This is a genomic window from Rhodospirillaceae bacterium, from assembly GCA_018660465.1.
In the GTDB taxonomy this organism is placed as follows: Bacteria; Pseudomonadota; Alphaproteobacteria; order Rhodospirillales; family JABJKH01; genus JABJKH01.
Map to the genome: position 1 here is coordinate 23,988 of JABJKH010000073.1, position 18,494 is coordinate 42,481.

The following is an 18,494-nucleotide window of genomic DNA, read 5'->3' on the forward strand; positions in this document are numbered from 1 at the left end:
CACCTATTATCGACGGACAAAGATGGTCCATTCGTCTGGGTGGTAATCGTTGAGAAGTTGGACATTGGGTGAGAGTTCTTGTTTGCAGAACTCAACGTAGGGACCGGACGTTGCGGTATAGAGGGCCGAGTCTGCTGGCATGCTTCCCGCGTTCAGAATGTTAAAGCCTAATCCCTTCCGGGTTTGCATCCATAAATCGACGAGGCTCGCACGGATGTAGTCTTCCCAATCTTTGATCGGGGTATCGCTCATCATACTGTAGGTCCCGCTGGCGATTGTATAGTCTGCCGATTGGTGGGCGATCAATGCTTGGGTAAAGCGGGCATTCGGATCTTTAATTCGGGATTCGCATTTCTTAATCATTTCCTCAGAAATATCGATGCCAAAGTAACGAAACGGCTTTTTCATTTTGAGCTTTTTGAGGAAGGTATAGTAGGCACCGTAGCCACAGCCAAAATCGTTAACGCTGAAGTCGCCATTCTGGGCATCTTCGCCAAACAGCGTCGTCAGAATTCTAAAGCGTTGAACTTGATTGTCCCGGCTGCTCCAATACACACCCTTGGCTTGCGCACCGTATTTCTTGACTCTTTGATCATAAATGACCGCCACAGGGGCTAGAATTTCGGGCGCTTTTTTTAGAGTTTCAGATACCATAACCAATTAATTCCAAGTGTGACCTAGAACTTAGCCCAAAGTGGTTTCTGAGGTGTTAACCGAACGCCATCGGCAAAAAACTCTGCGCTAGGTGTTTCCAGATATTCGAGCCGCATGAGGGCCAGTCCTTGGTCATTTGAGGCAGAGCGGACTTCGCCAGCTTCTTTGTCACCGACCATGATCAGCGTACCTTCAGGTGGGGGTGTGCCGTCAAATTGAACCGGGATTAATCTCTTTTTGATTAAGCCACGGTGCTTGGTTCGGGCTGTCAGTTCCTGGCCAATGAAGCATCCTTTGTCCCAATCAACGCCGCCCAGTTCATCAAATCCGTTTTCCAGCAAGATGGCTTTTTCGACAACCATATCGCGGGACCCGTCCGGCAGGCCCAGGCTTATGCGGTGTGAGTCGTACACATCAACCGACGCTTCTGAGAATCCCAGGTCCTCGATAACAGAACGGGCTTGGTCCGTCGGTAGGATGGCGCGGGCTCCCATCTCACTCAAACGAGGATCGGTATAAACGATGCCGTCGCCGAGGACCTTGGCAGAACCAAGTTCGGTCGGAAGCCCAAGCGTGGACAGGGCGTCTTCACCGTATAAAGCCATGACACAAAATTCTTGGCTTTCATCGCCAAGATCGACTTTCGAGCGGAGCTTGTACATTTTAAGTTTGCGGATCAGACCTTCGAGTCGGCCGCCTTCGCTGTCCAGAATATACGTGTCGTGACGACGGGCCATGAAGAAGTCATACAGAAACTTTCCTTGCGGTGTCAGCAGTGCGCCATAGGCCGAATGTTCGCCAGTGACTTTTTCTACATCATTGGAAACGAGCCCTTGCAGGAAAGCAGCGCTGTCTTCGCCGCCAACAGAGATAACGCCGCGACGGTCGAGAAAGGTAAAATTAATATCTGTCATGCGATTCTTGTAGTCTATTTAGGGTCGGACCTTCAAGCCTGCTAGTACCCTTGGCTCTTGCAAGTTTAGGCCTTCGCCGTATAAAAGCCGACAGGGGAAAATTTCAAGGCCAATTGGCAAGGAAGACAGGCACAAAATAGCCATGAAGCTATTGTTCATTACCGCAACCCGGGTGGGAGACGCCGTGTTATCGACAGGGCTGTTGAACCATCTGATTGAAAGCAACCCCGGCATTCGTGTGACCGTTGCCTGTGGTCCGGCTGCGGTTTCCTTGTTTGAGGCAGTACCAAACGTAGACCGGGTGATTGGAATTGAAAAAAAGACGTTGTCCCTGCATTGGGCAACTCTTTGGACAAAGTGTTTTGGGCAGTTCTGGGATGTCTTGGTCGATCTTCGTAATTCCTCTATGTACTACGCACTTTTGGGCGGTAAGCGCTATCACATGACAGGTAGCAAAGAACCTGTGCATCGGTTGGTGCAATTGTCCAAGATTTTGGGGCTGGAGAATAATCCGCCCTTGCCCAAGCTTTGGACGGGTCCCCAACACGAAGATGCCGCCGTTCAGCATATACCAGATGGCAACCCCGTGTTGGCCCTAGGGCCGACGGCCAACTGGCGTGCCAAAACCTGGCGAGCGGAATTTTTTGCAGAATTAATGGAGCAGCTTACAGGCCCGACGGGAATTTTGGCTGGGGCGCGGGTGGCGGTGTTTGGCCATGAATCAGAACGAGAAATGGCGGAGCCGCTGATCAAAGCTATACCTGAAGAACGCTGTTTGGATTTGATCGGCCGGATTGATCTTCTCACTGTGGCGGCATGCCTGAAACGCTCCGATCTTTATATCGGCAATGACTCAGGCTTGATGCATCTTGCTGCTGCCGCAGGAGTGCCGACGCTTGGACTGTTTGGCCCCAGCAAGGAAGAACATTACGGCCCCTGGGGAACGCATTGTGGCGTGGTGCGGACGAAGCAATCGTACGACACTGTCTTTCCGCCTGGGTTTGATCACTTAACGTCAGATACGTTGATGGACGGCCTGAGTGTTAACGCGGCTGTCGAGGCCGCGACGACTCTTTGGCAACGGACTAAGGAGGCAGCGTGATGGATGACATTAAACTTTCCGCTGTGATCTCGATTAAGAACGAGGAAAAACAACTGGCCGATTGCCTTGATTGTCTAGGCTTCGCCGATGAGATCGTTGTCTTGCTGGATGATTGCAGCGATGGATCGGAAGAAATTGCATCGGGCTACACAGACCGACTGCTAGAAGGAAATTGGCCGACGGAAGGACAACGCCGAAATGCGGGCATCGAATTCTGCCGCGGCGAATGGATATTTGAGATTGATGCGGACGAAAGGGTACCCGAAGAACTGGCCCAAGAAATCAGACAAACCATCGAAACAACGACGGCAGACTGGCACGAAATTCTTGTCGATAATTACGTCGGGGGGAAATTGGTCCGTTGGGGCTGGGGCGCGTCGTATGGTAAGGCGGCCTATCCTGGGCTGTTCAAGAAAGGCGTTAAGAAGTGGGGCGATGATCGGGTGCATCCTAGATTAACCTGGAGCGGTACAAAGGGGCCGATGCTGAAAAAACACCTGAGCCATTACGTTGACCGCAATATTTCCGACATGATCCGGCGCTTGGACAGTTATTCAACGGCGCGGGCGAAGGACCTTCGGGCGTCCGGTGAAATCGGCTCGTTTGCCAACAATTTCCGGCGGCTGTTTACGCGTTTCTTCAAGTGTTACGTCCGGCGAAAGGGCTACCGGGAAGGCGGCTATGGTTTCCTAATCGCGCTGTTTGCCGGATTGTATCCGCTGTTGTCTCATCTAAAAGCCAAGTTGGAGGACGATTAGTGCGGGTGGTGCTTGCTGACGATGGCATCCGCTTTGACGGTCGGACGCTGGAGAATGAACCGCTGGGCGGTGTCGAAAGCTCGGTGACGTTCCTTGTCCGCGAATTGGCCAAGCGCGGGCACACGGTCTCCGTCCACAATAGATGTGATCAGGCGATGTCGAGTGATGGCGTGGACTGGGTACCATTGTCTGAGGGGCTGCCTGACGAAGCAGATCTTTATATCGCCAATCGGGCAAATCAATTGATTGGTCTGATGCCCAAGGCGCGCAAAAACATCTTCTGGATACATAACCCAGCCCGCTATCTGTTGAAATGGCGCTACCTTTCCAAACTGTGGCGGTATCGCCCGACTGTGGTTTTTATTGGCGATGTTCATGCGACGACGTTGCCGAACTGGACACCGGATGGCGGACGGAAAGTCATCCCCTACGGAATCCCCGATATGTTCCGAACTGCGGAAGTGGCGTCGTCACCGCCTGCACCCCGGGCTGTGTTCACATCGAACCCGCTTCGATCCCTGGATTGGTTGCTGAATCTTTGGGACACATCAATTAGGCCCCGTTCGCCAGAGGCTGAATTGCATATATTTTCTGGCCCCGCGACCTATGGTGATATCGGTCAGGCTAAGGCTGCCGAAATGGAAAAGGTTTTTGATCAAGCCAGGGGCTTGGCCGATAAGGGCGTTGTTTTGCGGGGACCCGTCCCCAAAAATCAATTGATCGAGGAGTTGCGCCAGGCTCGGGTCATGCTTTACCGTGGCGACGAAAATGAGACCTTCTGCTTGGCAGTAGGAGAAGCCCAGGCCCTAGGAGTTCCCAGTATCGTGCAACCGATTGGCAGTGTGACCGAACGCGTGATCGACGGAGAAACAGGTTACGTGGCAGCAACCGATATAGCCTTTGCAGATGCCGCCGTGAAATTGCTCGGTGACGATAACCTGTGGCAGGCCCAACACAAGAGGGCACTGGAAAAGCAAAGGTCTTGGGGTTGGCCAGAGGCGGCTCAAGCTTTTGAGGAGTTGGTTTCCTAATGCGCGTGATGCAAGTCATGGCCGGTGCTGAATACGGTGGCGCGGAAGCGTTCTTTACTCGATTGGCAATAGCACTTCATAAGGCGGGGCTATCGCAACGCGTGGTCATTCGCAAAGATGAAGGCCGGGCAGCTTTGTTGCAGGATGCAGGCATCGCGCCGGTACAGCTAAGCTTTGGCGGTCCCTTAGATTTGAAAACAAAGATGTCCTTAAAACGGGAGATCAAAAAATTTGAACCTGACGTGGTCATGACGTGGATGAGCCGAGCAACTCAGAAATGTCCGCGCGGTAAGTTTGTCCACGTGGCCCGCTTGGGTGGATATTACGACACCAAGTATTATCAGCATTGCGATCAATTGGTCGGTAACACCCATGACATCGTTGGCTATCTGACGAACGAGGGCTGGCCATCGGAAAAGGTCACTTACCTGCCGAACTTCGTAACAGAGGAAAAAATGCCGTCGCTGGACCGGAAGCGGTTCTATACGCCGGAGACGGCGCCTTTGGTCTTGGCCATGGGGCGTCTGCATGAAAACAAAGCGTTCGATACTTTGTTGCAAGCGGTCGCACGGGTGCCGAACGTCTACCTTTGGATTGCGGGAGAGGGACCGCTCCGGGGCGAGTTGGAATCCATGGCGGAACAATTGGCAGTCAAACCTCGGGTCCGTTTCCTTGGGTGGCGGAATGACACACCTGCGATGTTGGCAACCAGCGATATTTTTGTCTGCCCGTCCCGCCATGAACCCTTGGGCAATGTGGTGATTGAGGCCTGGGCACAGTCGGTGCCCGTTATTGCGGCCGACAGTTTGGGGCCGGGCACGCTGATTGACCATATAAAGACAGGTATGTTGGTGCCGGTTGATGATGCCAAGGAAATGGGAAATTCCATAAAGTACATGGTGGATCAAAATGACTTCCGCGCGAATATCGCGAAGGCGGGTCGTGCCGCCTACGAAGCCAATTATACGGAGTCAATGGTGATCGAAAGGTACATCAAATACTTTGAGGAGATCGTGACTGAGGACATAGCCTAATGTGCGGCATTGCCGGCATTATGACTTTGGACGGCACGGTGCCGGATGGCCCCCTTCTAGATAAATTTATTTCTTCCCTGCGCCATAGAGGCCCGGACGGTGACGGGCGCCATGTAGCCGGAAATGTAGGTCTCATTCAGACCCGCCTTGCGATTATTGATTTATCGACTGGTGATCAACCGATCTATGCTTTTAATAAACACGGCGATAAGTGCGCCTTGGTCGCCAATGGCGAGATCTATAATTATCTAGAACTGCGCGAGGGTTTGGGTCGGCAGGCGTTTATGACGCAATCTGATTGCGAACCGCCATTGTATTTGTACCTTCGCCATGGCTTGGATTTCGTCAACCATTTGCGCGGCATGTATGCCATCGCTATTCATGACACGGCGAAAAATCAGTTGGTTTTGTCGCGTGATCCTTTTGGCATCAAGCCCTTGTATTACGCTGAAACGCAAAAGGGGTTTATCTTCGCATCCGAACCTCAGGCTCTATTGGCGACGGGCTTGGTTGATCGCAGTTTAAACGAAGCGGCACGGGCGGAATTGCTACAATTACAGTTCACGTGTGGTGCGGCGACAGCATTACAGGGGATCAGTCGGGTCCTGCCGGGGGAAACCATCGTTGTCGAGAACGGGCGAATTGTTTCACGCAAACGGATGGATGCTCTGCCAGCGGGCGGAACTGAAAACACTTCCGTCGATCAAGCTTTGATGCGTTTGGATGAAACCCTTAATGACACCATTGGTATCCATCAGCGCTCAGACGTGCCCTATGGGATGTTCCTTTCCGGCGGTGTCGATTCATCGATGGTCTTGGCAATGATGCATCGGCTTAATTCGCAACCCGTGCAGGCTTTTACGGCAGGATTTTCCGGTACCAGTGCGGGCGATGAACGCGACCACGCGCGTGCTGTTGCCAATGCCGCTGGGGCTGAACATATAGAAATCAATTTTTCTGATGAGGATTTTTGGCAGCTGTTGCCCGAAATTGCCAAAGTCATGGATGACCCGGCAGCAGACTACGCGGTGCTGCCGACCTATCTATTAGCCTCCAAAGCAAAGCAGGCAGGATTAAAAGTCATTTTGACAGGCGAAGGCGGTGACGAACTCTTCGGTGGGTATGCGCGTTACCGGCGGGCGCAACGTTGGCGCATACTGGGCGGGCGGCGCATGCGGTCGAAGGGGATTTTCCATGGGCTCGGCGTTCTTCGTGGGGATGTCTCCTGGCGGCGCGGTATGGAGCTTGCGGAAAAAGAGGCAACTCAGCCGGGACGGTCTCGGTTGCAATCTGCTCAGGCGGTTGATTGCGCAGATTGGCTGCCGAATGATTTATTGACGAAGTTGGACCGCTGTTTAATGGCCTTCGGGGTTGAAGGCCGGGTGCCATTTTTGGACCGGCACATGGCTGAATTTGCATATCCTTTGCCGGACCCGCTCAAGGTTAAACACAAGCATGGTAAGTGGCTGCTTAGAAAATGGTTGGAAACGGGAATGCCGGCCTCCAAACCCTTTAGCCGGAAACGCGGGTTCACAGTGCCGGTCGGCGAGTGGATTTCCCAAAAAGGCCGGGTCTTGGGTGAGTTGGTGGCAAATCAGCCGGGTATTCAAGAAGCCTGCAACGTGGATAGTGTGCCCAGATTGTTCCAAGCAACTGACCAAAAGGCTGGCAAGGCCGCGTGGACGTTGCTGTTTTATGCCCTCTGGCACCGCGCTCATATTTTGGGGTTGGACCCTGCGGGCGATGTTATGGAGACTTTATCTGATCATGCCTAAGAAAGAGAATGATTTGGAGAACGGCATGCCGGTTGGTTTTGCGGTGGCCAATTGGGAAGGGTGTGAACGACCGCCACGAACCGCGATGCAGGGTCGCTTTGCTGTGTTGGAGCCGTTGGATATAGGCCGACACGCTGAAGACCTGTTTCAGGCCAATCGCTTAGATGCGAAGGGCCGCAATTGGACGTATTTAAACGCTGACGCCTTCGATGATTTAGAATCTTATAAGGCCTGGCTGGAGTCATCTTGTCTTAGCGATGATCCCTTGTTTTTTGCGATCATTGATCTCAAGACGAAGAAAGCCGTTGGCATTGCCAGTTATATGCGCATTGAACCCAAAAATGGCGTGATCGAAGTGGGGAGTATTAATTATTCTCCGGCCTTACAACGTACAGCCGCCGGGACGGAAGCTATGTTTTTGATGATGAAGCGGGCATTTGATGAACTGGGCTATCGCCGTTACGAATGGAAGTGCGACGATCTTAATGCTGCATCAAAACGCGCCGCCGTGCGCTATGGCTTTACCTTCGAAGGCATATTCCGCCAAGCAATCGTGACCAAGGGCCGCAACCGCGACACCGCCTGGTTCTCAATTATAGATAAGGACTGGCCTGCTATTAAGGCAGCATTTGAAGCGTGGTTGTCGACAAAAAATTTGAGCGATAACGGTCAGCAGGAGAAGGCGCTGGGTGAGTTTTTGAGGAGGTGAAGAGAGGCTTGATCAGCGATACTTTATCTCAGTCATCCCCCGCCGCTTCCGGTATCAGCTCTATAATGGCATCAGTTAACGCGAACATTTGAAATGGCATGGCGAGCACAGCGTGAGCACCTGACATTTTCGCGGCTTCCAGGGCAGCCGCAGCGGGCATGCCTTCTTGATCTGCAGCCGTTGCGATAATTTTGATATCGGGCCTTTCTTCGGCGATTTGCGCGATCGCCTTTATACCGTTACCGCCCCTGGTAAATATGTTCATCACAATGAGATTGTATTTTATTGAGTCTAATCCGATCAGGGCGTCGTTTAGATCACGGGATATGACGGCGTGAAATAATTCCCGATCCATATTTTTTCGTATCTCACCGGTTAATTCTGCGTCTTCCTCCACCAGCATGGTAACGATGGGGTCTCCCCACTCATTGACCCGGGCCTTGCTGACCGCCTTGTTAATTGATGATTTTCGGTCTTCTTCAATTTTCTTTTCAACTTGTCTGCGTTGACGTTCTTCGCGTTCTTTCGCCGCTTCGGCCTCTGCCTCGGCGCGCAGTTCAGCCCGACGCCCTAACGAGCGTTCTCGAACCACGGCGAGTTCTTTCTTTTGCTTAAGTTTCAATATCACCAGATAGATTAATAGAATTACTAAAGGTGGCACGAACGTGGGGACGAACTTGCTTGTTCCTCTATTAAACGTTTTCGTCTTCTTATCTCGGATCAGGGCTTCACGGCAGTCATACTGCTTTCTGCGGTCATCGTTGGCGCACTTCTTCCATTGATCTTGATACTCGGCGGTCGCATTGCCTGATTTAAACTTATAAGGCTCGACACGGATGTACTGATACCAACCCATGCCTGCAATCCACAGTACAATGATGGCAAGAACACCAAGTTTAAGCGTTTTATTATTCATTATGAAGCGCCTCTTACTCCAAAATCCCCTGACGAACATGCTAACATTTTAAGCCATGAGTTCAATACCATGGCTCTAAATTTACTTTAACAAATTCGTGATCCATAATTCTAAAGTTTATTCTGACACGATCTAATAAGATAGTTAAACAATGGCTAAAATTGAAAAAATTACATCACGAAACCTGCCCGCGAAACTGGCTCAATTGGCAGATCTAGATAAAGATTTTGCTCGGGCGTACGCAGTGGCGGGCGTGCCACAGATCCGATCTCGACCTCTGGGATTTGCAACACTTCTAAAAGTCATTTGCGCCCAGCAGATATCTACGGCTGCTGCGGGGGCGATTATGGCGCGGCTGGAAGCTGCGGTCTCTCCTCTGACGGCGGAAGGCTTGCTAGCAGGGTCGGATACAGACCTACGCACCCTTGGGCTGAGCCGTCAAAAAATTGAGTACGGCAAGGCCCTGGCGCGAGCCGTATCCGACGGAAAATTAAACTTTCGCAAAATTCATCGTATGGAAGACGAAGCCGTAATTGAGGAACTTACCAAGATCAAGGGAATAGGGCGCTGGTCGGCGGAAATCTATCTTCTTTTCGCTCTAAGAAGACCAGATATTTGGCCGGTGGATGATTTGGCTGTGGTCGTTGCCATGCAGCGCATCAAAGGACTGTCTGAACGCCCGAGACGCAAGGAAATGATGGCGCTGGCAGAAAACTGGCGACCGTTAAGAAGCGTCGCAGCAAGACTTTGCTGGCACTATTACAACACGGTTCCTTCAAACCCTGAGTAATAAATTTTCTTCTATGGCAAAATTAAAACGGCGTTTCCCATTAAATTGCCATTTTCGAGGTCCACATGAGCATCGGCAATTCTGTTGAGTGGATAGCTTGCCCGGATGGCGTGGATCAAGCGCTTGTCCTTAAGCCATGTATTCAGTTTCGCATGTGCGGGGCGGCGGCTTTCCAACGAGAGGGTGTTAATATTGAGGAACTGCATAGTGATGTTTTTCAGCCGGAGGTCACGCACCGGAATTTCCGCCTGTAAATCAGTGGAACTGTAACTGACAATCCGCCCACCAGGACGCATCAAACCGGGCAACAGGGGGGCATTAGCATTGAGATTTACATCAACGAACCGGTCGACCCCTGTTCCATCGGTAATTTCGGCAACACGAGCAACCACATCTTCACGGGTGTAATCTATTGTATGATCTGCACCTGCGGCGGTGGCGTGATCAGCTTTTTCCTGCGAGCTGACGGAAGCAATGACACTTGATCCGTTCAATTTCGCAATTTGGACGGCATAGTGGCCAACGGCTCCGGCACCACCAGATACGAAGACCCAGTTTTCTGCTTCAGGATTAGAGGAAGTCATTGTGAAGTAGGCCGTCACCGCAGGAATGCCGAGGCAGGCCCCAGCAGAGAAATCGGCCTCATCTGGCAAATCTACCGCTAGTGCTTCTGGGATGGTTACATATTGCGCTGCGGTACCTTGAGAACGCTGAAACTGTGCGCTGAATACCCAAACCCGCTGGCCAATACGTTCAAGGGTCACGCCATCACCCACGCTGTCGATTACGCCTGCACCATCGTTGTGTGGGATAATCGTGTCGCCTGACATCGTGCGCCCTGGCGCGCCAGCCCGTCGTTTAATATCGGTAGGGTTTATGCCAGAGGCATGAAGGCGGACGCGAACCTCACCGGGAGCAGGCTCGGGTGTTGCCAGTTCACCGACCTCAAGAACCTCATGGGCCGCGCCGGTCCGTGAATAAAAAGCTGCGAACATGGATGGGGATGATCAATTTAGAAAAAGAGGGTGTCGTTATCCGAATGATGCTGTTCATTAGCTTGGATTGTAGACGCTACCACCCTTTGATTTTCTTCGTCTTCAGTCAACGAATGGCTTGCCGCAGTCGCGATATTGGTGAGCGCGCTCAGAACGTGAAAGCCTGCGAGCGCACTGACCGGGAAGTTTTTTTGAATTTGCAAGGAGATCTCCTTAAGCTACCCGAAGATGGGGGGCTGGTTTGTCCGATTTAAATTCGTGGAGAAGTTTCTGGGCGATGGCGGGATAACGGTCGATCAAAAGGTCTAACATCTCGTCGGCATCATGTAGCTCGGTTTCATCCGAACCGGCGGCCGTACATAGGGCCTTTGCAATTAGATACTCTGCTCGTTCTTTTGACGCCATGGGATCGTTCCTTCGCTTCTAAAAGCAGTACGTCTTATCCCCCTCTACTTATACCTATGAAAGGTATAGGAAAGTTATTGCCAAATTATTACCAAAACATATCAATTTTTCTAAAATATGACGCAATTTGGATTCAGGAAATACTATTGGATGCTGACATTCGTGGTGACCGGGTTTATGACAAGGGTATGAGTAAAAAAATTGAAATCCGAAAAAGTCTGCAGAGTGACCTAGCCTCTCTTGAAGAGCTATACCCTGCGGCCTTTCCTGACGAAGATCTGTTACCTCTATTGAGAGAGCTATTGCAGGAAAGGACTAACGTTCTATCGCTCGTTGGGATCGCTGGTTCAACTCTTGTTGGGCATATAGCCTTTACGACCTGCAGTATTGCCGGACACACTGACAAGGTCGCCCTCCTTGGGCCGCTCGCTGTCACGCCTGCTTGGCAGCGGCAAGGGATAGGTCGTGCGATTGTTCATGAGGGCTCGAAGTGGATGGAAAAGGCCAATGTGACCCGGGTTTACGTTCTGGGTGACCCTGCCTATTACGGACGTTTAGGCTTTGCGCCTGAGACTGGCGTTACCCCGCCATACCCCTTGCCAGCGGAATGGAATGGAGCATGGCAATCATTACAACTAAGCAGTGCCAAGCAAACTTTGCTGGGCGAGCTCTCTGTGCCGCAGCCATGGCGCCAACCGGACTTATGGGCGCCTTAAAAAAACCGAGGCAGAGAAACTTTAATTTACGGGGCCTAGACTTAGGCCGAATGTGGCCGGTAACTGGCCCCATTAATGTGGATGGTTTGGCCGGAGACATATCGGGCAAAAGGACCAGACAGATGCCGCACCATATAGGCGATGTCCTCGGGCTTGCCGGTTGCTCCCATGGGAATATCGGGCTTCTTCGCCATGACGACTTCTCCGCTGCCACTTTCGCGGTCTGTATCGATACTGCCGACGACGACGACATTGGCTGTAATATTGTGTTTGCCCAAATCCACAGCAAGACCACGAGTGAACCCGCCCATACCGTCTTTGGTCGCTGATTTGTGCGCGCCGCCGGGGCTTCCCGTCATTGCCATCAAGCCGCCGATACCAATGATTGTCCCACCGCCCTGTTTTACAATTTCAGGCGCTGCGCACATGCTCATGCGGATGGCGCCGTCCAGGGCGACTTCGCGGGAGCTCACCCATTTTTCCCAGGTCATATCCAGAAAATCGACCTTGGTTCGGACAGCGGCGTTGTTGATCAGGATATCCAGCCCGCCAAATTCGGTGACCGTTTCTGCAACCAGGCGCTGACAGTCTTCCATATTCGTAATGTCCGCCATGCTGACGATTGCCTTCACACCTAAGGCCCGGACTTCTTCGGCGACCGCTTCGGCCGCGTCCCGATCTTGAACGGCATTAATTGTAATATTCGCGCCACCCTTGGCCAATTCCAGGGCGATGGCCCGGCCAATATTGCGCGCACTGCCCGTAACGATGGCGGTTTTACCGTCGAGTTCACGATTGCGGTCGATATTTTGCTCAGTCATGGAAGGTCCCCCGAATTAATTTTGACGCTCAGTCTACTCATGCAATCGAAATCATCCAGCCTAGAATTTAAGTATTTGAAAAGATGAGGACTGGTATACTCGCGGCATGCATTTAACACGTCGCGCTTGGGTTCGAACTGTGATTGCGGCTGCCGCATTGATGCCGGGCGGTATGGCGACCTTGCTGGCGCGTGCTGTTCAAGCCCAGTCGAACACCTCAAGTTTTAACCAAGTTAGCGGCACCGTGCGGGTGAATGGCCAAATTGCAACGGTGGGAACACCCGTTGGCCTAGGGGACCGCATTACGACCGAACTGGACGGCGAGGGGGTTTTCATCGTTGGCGCAGATGCTTTCTTGGTTCGAGGTGCCAGCGAAGTTGAGCTATCAGGAGAGGGGACCGTTGCGGAAACGCTGAGTGTCCTGACGGGCGCGATCTTGGGAGTCTTTGGCTCGCGCCAGCAAGCGATGGCCATCGATACGCCCATCGCCACCGCAGGCATTCGTGGTACGGCGGCATATACGATTGTCGAGCCGACCCGGTCCTATATCTGTATCTGCTATGGCACGGCGGAATTGGTCTCCAAGGCGGTGCCAAGTGCCGCCGAAAATATTCAAACCAACCACCACGAATCGCCACGGTATTTTAATTTGCCGGGGCAGGGAGCGGCGATTGAGCCCGCCGGCGTGATTGGTCATAACGATGTCGAACTGGCGATGTTGGAAGCGCTGGTCGGGCGGACGACCCCGGCGAGTTGGCTAGACCTCACCCCTGAACAACGATATGAATATCCGGAGCAAACTGATTAACGATAAGTAGGGAACTCCGTGACGACCCTGACAATTCGAAAACCCGATGATTGGCACGTGCATTTTCGCGATGGGGAAATGCTTGCCGCCGTCGCCCCCTATACTGCGCGCCAGTTCGCTCGCGCTGTCGTAATGCCTAATCTGGTGCCGCCGGTAACCACGGTTAAAGAGGCTGAGGCCTACCGGGCCAGGATCATGGGTGTCCTGCCCTCAGACACCGCGTTCACACCATTGATGACGTGTTACCTGACCGATCAAGCGAACGGGGATGAGATTGCAGCCGGCTATCGGGATGGCGTCTTTGCGGCGGTAAAGCTATATCCTGCCAATGCGACGACGAATTCAGCCCAAGGCGTCACGGACTTAGCTGCCATCGCCTCTGTTCTGGAAAAGATGCAGGACGTCGGCATGCCGCTGTTGGTGCATGGCGAGGTAACGGACCCAGAGGTCGATATCTTCGATCGCGAAGCGGTGTTTATTGATCGCGTGCTTACTCCGTTGTTGGCGGATTTTCCGGGTCTCAAAGTGGTGTTGGAGCACATCACAACAGCCGATGCAGTTGATTTCGTTCGCGCCAATACGCCGCGTTTGGGTGCCACCGTGACGGCGCATCATTTGGTTATCAACCGCAGCCATATTTTCGAAGGCGGCATTCGACCCCATCGGTATTGTTTGCCGGTGGCGAAGCGCGAGCGCCATCGGCTCGCCTTGCGTCAGGCTGCGACATCAGGAGAACAATCGTTCTTCCTGGGCACAGACTCGGCCCCCCATACGGCGTCGCTAAAGGAAGCCACCTGTGGCTGTGCTGGTGTTTTCACAGCTCCCAACGCGCTAGAGGTCTATACACAGGTGTTTGATGAGGAAGGCGCGCTTGACCACCTGGAAGCTTTTGCATCGGTGAATGGCGCTAATTTCTATGGCCTGCCGATCAACGAAGGAACCTTAACTCTTCATAGAAAGCCCACCAATATTGATGCGGAAATTTCAATTCATGGCGGCGAAACACTGCATCCCTTTCAAGCCGATCGCACCGTTTCCTGGTCATTAGAATAGTCAAAAATGACCCGGCAAATATCGCCGGGGGCAGAAACTACATATAGAGTTTCACGAGTCATCTCTGAGTTCATCGTCACAACATATTGGAATCGTTGAGTCATTTTTATGTCATTCGAACTGTCCAATTTGGCCCCCTTTTTGCAAATCTTCTGACCAACATCGGTGGAAGTTAAAAAGTGTCCGTTTCCGCCATCTAGATGAACGCCCAAATTGAACGGGAGAAAGAAAATGCAAAAAGGTTTATTTCTCGGTGTCCTGCTGATCGCACTTGGTGCGTGCAGTTACGTGGATGAATACGAAGCTCGGGTTTACGACAAAGACCCTCTGTATTGCTACCAGTCCTTGGGCGAGGTGCAGTGCTACCAGAAACCTCAGGCCCATGATGAACGCCGGTTCGTGAATTACCATGGCCCCCACCCAAGTCGCTACGATAAGCCAGTGGTGAAGCCCGACCCTGTGTTGATCGCGCCCCCACCGGTGGATTTCTACGTGCGTGACCCGGAACCCATTCCGTCGCCGAAACCCCTGCCGAAAGTAGGCGTCAGTAATTATGTTCCTTTGACGGGTGAAAAGCCGAAAGAGAGCGAGTAAACTAGAACCTCGTTTCAAATTTTATCTGAGGTTTTAGGCGTGCTGAGAGCGATAACTATTCTGCTGGCCCTTTTATCCAGCCTTGAGGTGCGTGCCGCGCCGCTGACGACTCACGACATCAATGTGCATCTGGACCCCAAGTCCGGCGCGATAGAACTCACCGATAAGATTACTGTTGAGAAAAAATTAGAATTTCATTTTCGCCTCGCATCATGGCTTAGAATGACGACCGTCCGGTTGGATGAGAAATCCGTTGTGCCAAGTCGGACGCCTCATGGTTGGCGAGTTGTTCTGCCGAACGATGCGGTCCACAGTCTTCACTTTGATATAACGGGAAAAATCCCTCCCTTCCCCAACCGCCCCATGCGGGGAATGACGGGGGACGCGCGCGCTGGTGCGGCAGGCGTGTTTCTGCCGGGGTATGCCGCTTGGGTCCCTGACAGTGGGGAGAGCCAGATTAGCTATCGCGTGCAGGCACACGTGCCTGAGCCCTACCGTATCGTCGGCACTGGACGGTCTGAGGGTAAAGAAACTTTCTCGGCTGCCCAAGCCGTGGAGTTGCCATCGCTTTTTGCAGGACCATATGAGGTAACAGTACGACGTCGCGGCGGTCTTCGGATCAGAACCTATTTCCATAAGGGCTTGGAGGGTTTTGTTGAAGATTACCTGCGCATATCCGAAGACTATATCCGGCGCTATAGCAAAAAAATTGGTGCCTATCCCTATTCCGACTTTCATATAATTTCATCGCCCCTGCCGGTTGGCTTGGGCTTTCCCAACCTGACCTATGTTGGGCGTCGGGTGTTGGCCTTGCCCTTCATGCGCGGTCGGTCGCTGGCGCACGAGGTGCTGCACAATTGGTGGGGGAACGGTGTTGCCATTGATTATAACGGCGGCAACTGGGCCGAGGGTCTGACTACCTTTATGGCGGATTACGCCTTGGCTGAAGACCGCGGCAAGGACGCCGCCCGACAAATGCGACTGGGCTGGCTGCGAGACTTTGCCGCATTGCCGCAGGAGCGGGATATCCGTGTCAGCAAATTTTATGGCAAGCGCCATGACGCGTCCCAGGTGGTCGGCTATGGCAAGGTCGCTGCGATCTTTCATATGCTGCGAGACCAAGTTGGTACGAATATATTTGATCAAGCCTTCCGCTTATTTTGGATGCGTCACAAATTTAGGGCGGCACGTTGGTCCGACATCCAGGCGGCTTTCGAAAAATCAGCAGGGCGCGATCTGACCTGGTTTTTTGATCAGTGGCTACAAAGGCCTGGCGCGCCCAAGCTCGCTTTGGGTGAAAGTCATCTCGCCAAAAAAAACGGCCAACATCAACTGACGTTTAAGGTATCCCAGGAACAACCCGTCTATAGGCTAACGATCCCAGTCGTCATCGAAACAGGAAATGGGCGCGTCACAAATCGGTTGAAATTCAACGGCGAAACCAAAGAAGTTATTTTGACCTTTAATGAAAAACCGACGCGCCTTTCCATTGATCCGAACTTCGACATTTTTCGGCGTCTATTACCCTCTGAATCTCCACCGATCCTGCGCGATGTAACATTGGCGGCGGATGCGGTTACGCTAATTGCGGCGGAGGACGAGGCTATGCAGCTGGCAGCAGTCGAACTATCGAAGCGGTTGCTCGACGTCAGGGGACGGCGCACGGTGCGAGATGCGGGCCAAATCGGTGCGCATCCTACGCTGATCATCGGTTCAGAAAGGAAAATTGCTGAAATCTTGGCACGGATGAAGTGGGCCGACCAGAATTCGCGTCCTCCCACGGCTGGGAGTGCATGGGCCTGGACCCGACGGCAGGCAGGGGGGCACCCTGTTCTAATTGTGGCGGCAAAAGACGCGGCGTCTTTAAAGGCTCTCCTACGCCCGCTGCCACATTACCGCAGCCGTAGTTTCGTCGTCTTCAAAGGCCGCCGCGCCATAGAACGCGGCATCTGGCCGAATTCCCAAAGCCCCTTGACCCGAAGCCTAAGTAATTAGCCGATTTGAAGCGATTTTCAGCCCGCATACCCTTGACGACCAATCACCTTTTACCGTATACGGCCCATTCCCCAAACAGGGGTCCTATGGCGGAGTAGCTCAGCTGGTTAGAGCAGCGGAATCATAATCCGCGTGTCGGGAGTTCAAGTCTCTCCTCCGCTACCAATAATATCAATGCCTTAGCTGGAAACGGCTAAGGTGTTTTTATCATCAGGAAGCATATAGGAAGCAACCGGCATCATTTCGGGGTGCGTTGCCCGATAATAGCGAGACCCTCGCATTGAGCATACCCATTCGCAGGTTTAGCTACGCCCCCCTTACCCCCCACGGGGGGCGGGCACCGCCTCACTGACTCTCCACTCGTTAAACTCGCGCCGTAAAAGAGAACATATAATTGACCGGTTTGCCCGTAATGCTGCGGGGAATTGGTGAAGGGTATTACGTTCCAAAAGTTAAGTGGTTACGGCCAGAATGTCCGCTTTGCGTTTAAGATAAAGTGTTGCGTCGATCAATTGAGACCACCGTAGAAAAGCGGACATATTTCGGAGGTCGCTTAGACCTCTCCTTATAGCCAAAAGGAGACCCCCATAAAATGCAAATGTTTCGGCCTTTCCGTCGATTATGTGAGATCATTGTTTGCGATCTTGAGCTAGAAACCAGTATAGTCTTTGAGGACAAGCGCAAAAAAACGGGGACACGGCGCAGGCGGGAAAGGTCCTGTATCAGGGCTCTTGAAGCCTAAGGGGAAGGTCTACACTAAGATAATCCTGGATGCTCATTCAACGACACTGGTGCCCATAATTGAGGAGAAAGTTGTGCCCGGTAGCGTCGTTTGTTCAGGCTGCTGGCGAATGTACAACGTCCCAGACATATCGTAATTCAAGAATCGCCGCGTCAATCATTCCAAGCTCTTCATCTAATTTATACGGTCAGGAAAAAATAATGTTTTTTAAATGTGCGAACCACGGGCAAGCGAGTGATCATGGTCATGCCCAAACCGTTCGGAACGACAATAAGTTTTTCACCGTAGATATTCATTGCCATATCCACGTCCATAAAGCGGATGACATGTTGACGTCCTTGCCGAATTTGTACGGCGGTGCAGTGGATAACAGCCCCCTGACTGTTTCTATTAATGAGGATCTTCAGAAAACGCTTCATGCCAAGCTGACCGAACCGGAAGAGCGCCTAAAGGATATGGACAAACAAGGCGTGGATGTTCAGGCCGTTTCACCATCGCCCTTTCATTACAACTATGACAAACCTGCCGAATTTGCGCGCGATACTGTCTAACGTCAGCGCCTATGGAACAAATTAGCGGGATTGCATAAGAGAGGATTTTTAGCTCATCGTAGTGACCGAAGGGAACGAAGATGAGACAGAAATCGCAGACACGTCAGACGGGTGCAGCCAAGGCAATCAAG

Annotated in this window: 20 protein-coding genes and 1 tRNA gene; 14 read left to right on the forward strand and 7 right to left on the reverse strand. The window is 52.4% G+C overall.

Translation table 11 applies throughout. The features are described from left to right. Positions 1–6 precede the first annotated feature (6 nt). Together HOM51_11210 and HOM51_11215 are read right to left on the reverse strand one after the other, a co-directional pair. Positions 7–654 carry a class I SAM-dependent methyltransferase gene (locus HOM51_11210; protein MBT5035072.1) on the reverse strand — a complete coding sequence of 216 codons (648 nt, stop codon included), beginning with the start codon at positions 652–654 and terminating at the stop codon, positions 7–9. A 23-nt stretch (positions 655–677) separates the two neighbouring features. Beyond that, a complete protein-coding gene (locus HOM51_11215) occupies positions 678–1,568 on the reverse strand; it encodes a folate-binding protein YgfZ (protein MBT5035073.1) in 891 nt (296 codons plus the stop codon). 142 nt (positions 1,569–1,710) lie between these two features. Here HOM51_11215 and HOM51_11220 point away from each other — a divergent pair, with 142 nt between their 5' ends. From HOM51_11220 to HOM51_11245, 6 genes are read left to right on the forward strand one after another with little or no spacing between them, the layout of a single operon-like run. Continuing rightward, a complete protein-coding gene (locus HOM51_11220) occupies positions 1,711–2,670 on the forward strand; it encodes a glycosyltransferase family 9 protein (protein MBT5035074.1) in 960 nt (319 codons plus the stop codon). After that, positions 2,670–3,428, forward strand: a complete 759-nt coding sequence (locus HOM51_11225; protein ID MBT5035075.1) for a glycosyltransferase family 2 protein — start codon at positions 2,670–2,672, stop codon at positions 3,426–3,428. The genes HOM51_11220 and HOM51_11225 overlap by 1 nt, the downstream gene beginning before the upstream one ends. Continuing rightward, a complete protein-coding gene (locus HOM51_11230) occupies positions 3,380–4,459 on the forward strand; it encodes a glycosyltransferase (GenBank protein MBT5035076.1) in 1,080 nt (359 codons plus the stop codon). Before HOM51_11225 ends, HOM51_11230 begins: the two co-directional genes overlap by 49 nt. After that, the gene (locus HOM51_11235; GenBank protein ID MBT5035077.1) at positions 4,459–5,493 is read left to right on the forward strand and encodes a glycosyltransferase; all 1,035 of its coding nucleotides are present in this window, start codon (positions 4,459–4,461) and stop codon (positions 5,491–5,493) included. Before HOM51_11230 ends, HOM51_11235 begins: the two co-directional genes overlap by 1 nt. After that, positions 5,493–7,268, forward strand: a complete 1,776-nt coding sequence (gene asnB / locus HOM51_11240) for an asparagine synthase (glutamine-hydrolyzing) (protein MBT5035078.1) — start codon at positions 5,493–5,495, stop codon at positions 7,266–7,268. Before HOM51_11235 ends, asnB begins: the two co-directional genes overlap by 1 nt. Next, the gene (locus HOM51_11245; GenBank protein ID MBT5035079.1) at positions 7,261–7,977 is read left to right on the forward strand and encodes a GNAT family N-acetyltransferase; all 717 of its coding nucleotides are present in this window, start codon (positions 7,261–7,263) and stop codon (positions 7,975–7,977) included. Before asnB ends, HOM51_11245 begins: the two co-directional genes overlap by 8 nt. 28 nt (positions 7,978–8,005) lie before the next feature. Here HOM51_11245 and HOM51_11250 read toward each other — a convergent pair whose 3' ends face one another. Continuing rightward, on the reverse strand, positions 8,006–8,893 hold the full coding sequence (locus HOM51_11250) for a hypothetical protein (GenBank protein MBT5035080.1): 888 nt from the start codon (positions 8,891–8,893) through the stop codon (positions 8,006–8,008). 151 nt (positions 8,894–9,044) lie between these two features. Here HOM51_11250 and HOM51_11255 point away from each other — a divergent pair, with 151 nt between their 5' ends. Continuing rightward, positions 9,045–9,683 (forward strand): DNA-3-methyladenine glycosylase 2 family protein, encoded by a 639-nt coding sequence (locus HOM51_11255; protein MBT5035081.1) that lies wholly within the window; start codon positions 9,045–9,047, stop codon positions 9,681–9,683. An 11-nt stretch (positions 9,684–9,694) separates the two neighbouring features. On the opposite strand, the gene HOM51_11260 is transcribed toward HOM51_11255, so the two are convergent. Genes HOM51_11260 through HOM51_11270 form a run of 3 tightly spaced genes read right to left on the reverse strand, consistent with a single transcriptional unit; the run spans position 9,695 to position 11,083 of the window. After that, positions 9,695–10,678, reverse strand: coding sequence for an NADPH:quinone reductase (locus HOM51_11260; GenBank protein ID MBT5035082.1), 984 nt, complete (start codon positions 10,676–10,678; stop codon positions 9,695–9,697). Positions 10,679–10,695: 17 nt separating this feature from the next. Beyond that, complete coding sequence (locus tag HOM51_11265; GenBank protein MBT5035083.1) at positions 10,696–10,881, reverse strand: hypothetical protein; 186 nt, start codon at positions 10,879–10,881, stop codon at positions 10,696–10,698. Positions 10,882–10,891: 10 nt separating this feature from the next. Then, complete coding sequence (locus HOM51_11270) at positions 10,892–11,083, reverse strand: hypothetical protein (GenBank protein MBT5035084.1); 192 nt, start codon at positions 11,081–11,083, stop codon at positions 10,892–10,894. A gap of 188 nt (positions 11,084–11,271) precedes the next feature. Between HOM51_11270 and HOM51_11275 the strand changes: the two genes are divergently transcribed. Further along, on the forward strand, positions 11,272–11,799 hold the full coding sequence (locus HOM51_11275; GenBank protein ID MBT5035085.1) for an N-acetyltransferase: 528 nt from the start codon (positions 11,272–11,274) through the stop codon (positions 11,797–11,799). Positions 11,800–11,840: 41 nt separating this feature from the next. On the opposite strand, the gene HOM51_11280 is transcribed toward HOM51_11275, so the two are convergent. Further along, positions 11,841–12,620 carry an SDR family oxidoreductase gene (locus tag HOM51_11280; GenBank protein ID MBT5035086.1) on the reverse strand — a complete coding sequence of 260 codons (780 nt, stop codon included), beginning with the start codon at positions 12,618–12,620 and terminating at the stop codon, positions 11,841–11,843. Positions 12,621–12,726: 106 nt separating this feature from the next. Between HOM51_11280 and HOM51_11285 the strand changes: the two genes are divergently transcribed. The 6 genes from HOM51_11285 to HOM51_11310 all read left to right on the forward strand — a co-directional run bounded on the left by HOM51_11285 (position 12,727) and on the right by HOM51_11310 (position 18,363). Beyond that, a complete protein-coding gene (locus tag HOM51_11285; protein MBT5035087.1) occupies positions 12,727–13,428 on the forward strand; it encodes an iron dicitrate transport regulator FecR in 702 nt (233 codons plus the stop codon). 18 nt (positions 13,429–13,446) lie between these two features. Next, positions 13,447–14,481: a dihydroorotase gene (gene pyrC / locus HOM51_11290; protein MBT5035088.1), complete on the forward strand. Its 1,035-nt coding sequence runs from the start codon at positions 13,447–13,449 to the stop codon at positions 14,479–14,481. Between the two features lie 231 nt (positions 14,482–14,712). Next, complete coding sequence (locus HOM51_11295; protein MBT5035089.1) at positions 14,713–15,075, forward strand: hypothetical protein; 363 nt, start codon at positions 14,713–14,715, stop codon at positions 15,073–15,075. 39 nt (positions 15,076–15,114) lie between these two features. Then, positions 15,115–17,070, forward strand: a complete 1,956-nt coding sequence (locus HOM51_11300) for a M1 family peptidase (protein MBT5035090.1) — start codon at positions 15,115–15,117, stop codon at positions 17,068–17,070. An 88-nt stretch (positions 17,071–17,158) separates the two neighbouring features. After that, positions 17,159–17,235 (forward strand) — tRNA-Met (locus HOM51_11305). A gap of 777 nt (positions 17,236–18,012) precedes the next feature. Next, the gene (locus HOM51_11310) at positions 18,013–18,363 is read left to right on the forward strand and encodes a hypothetical protein (protein MBT5035091.1); all 351 of its coding nucleotides are present in this window, start codon (positions 18,013–18,015) and stop codon (positions 18,361–18,363) included. Positions 18,364–18,494 lie beyond the last annotated feature (131 nt).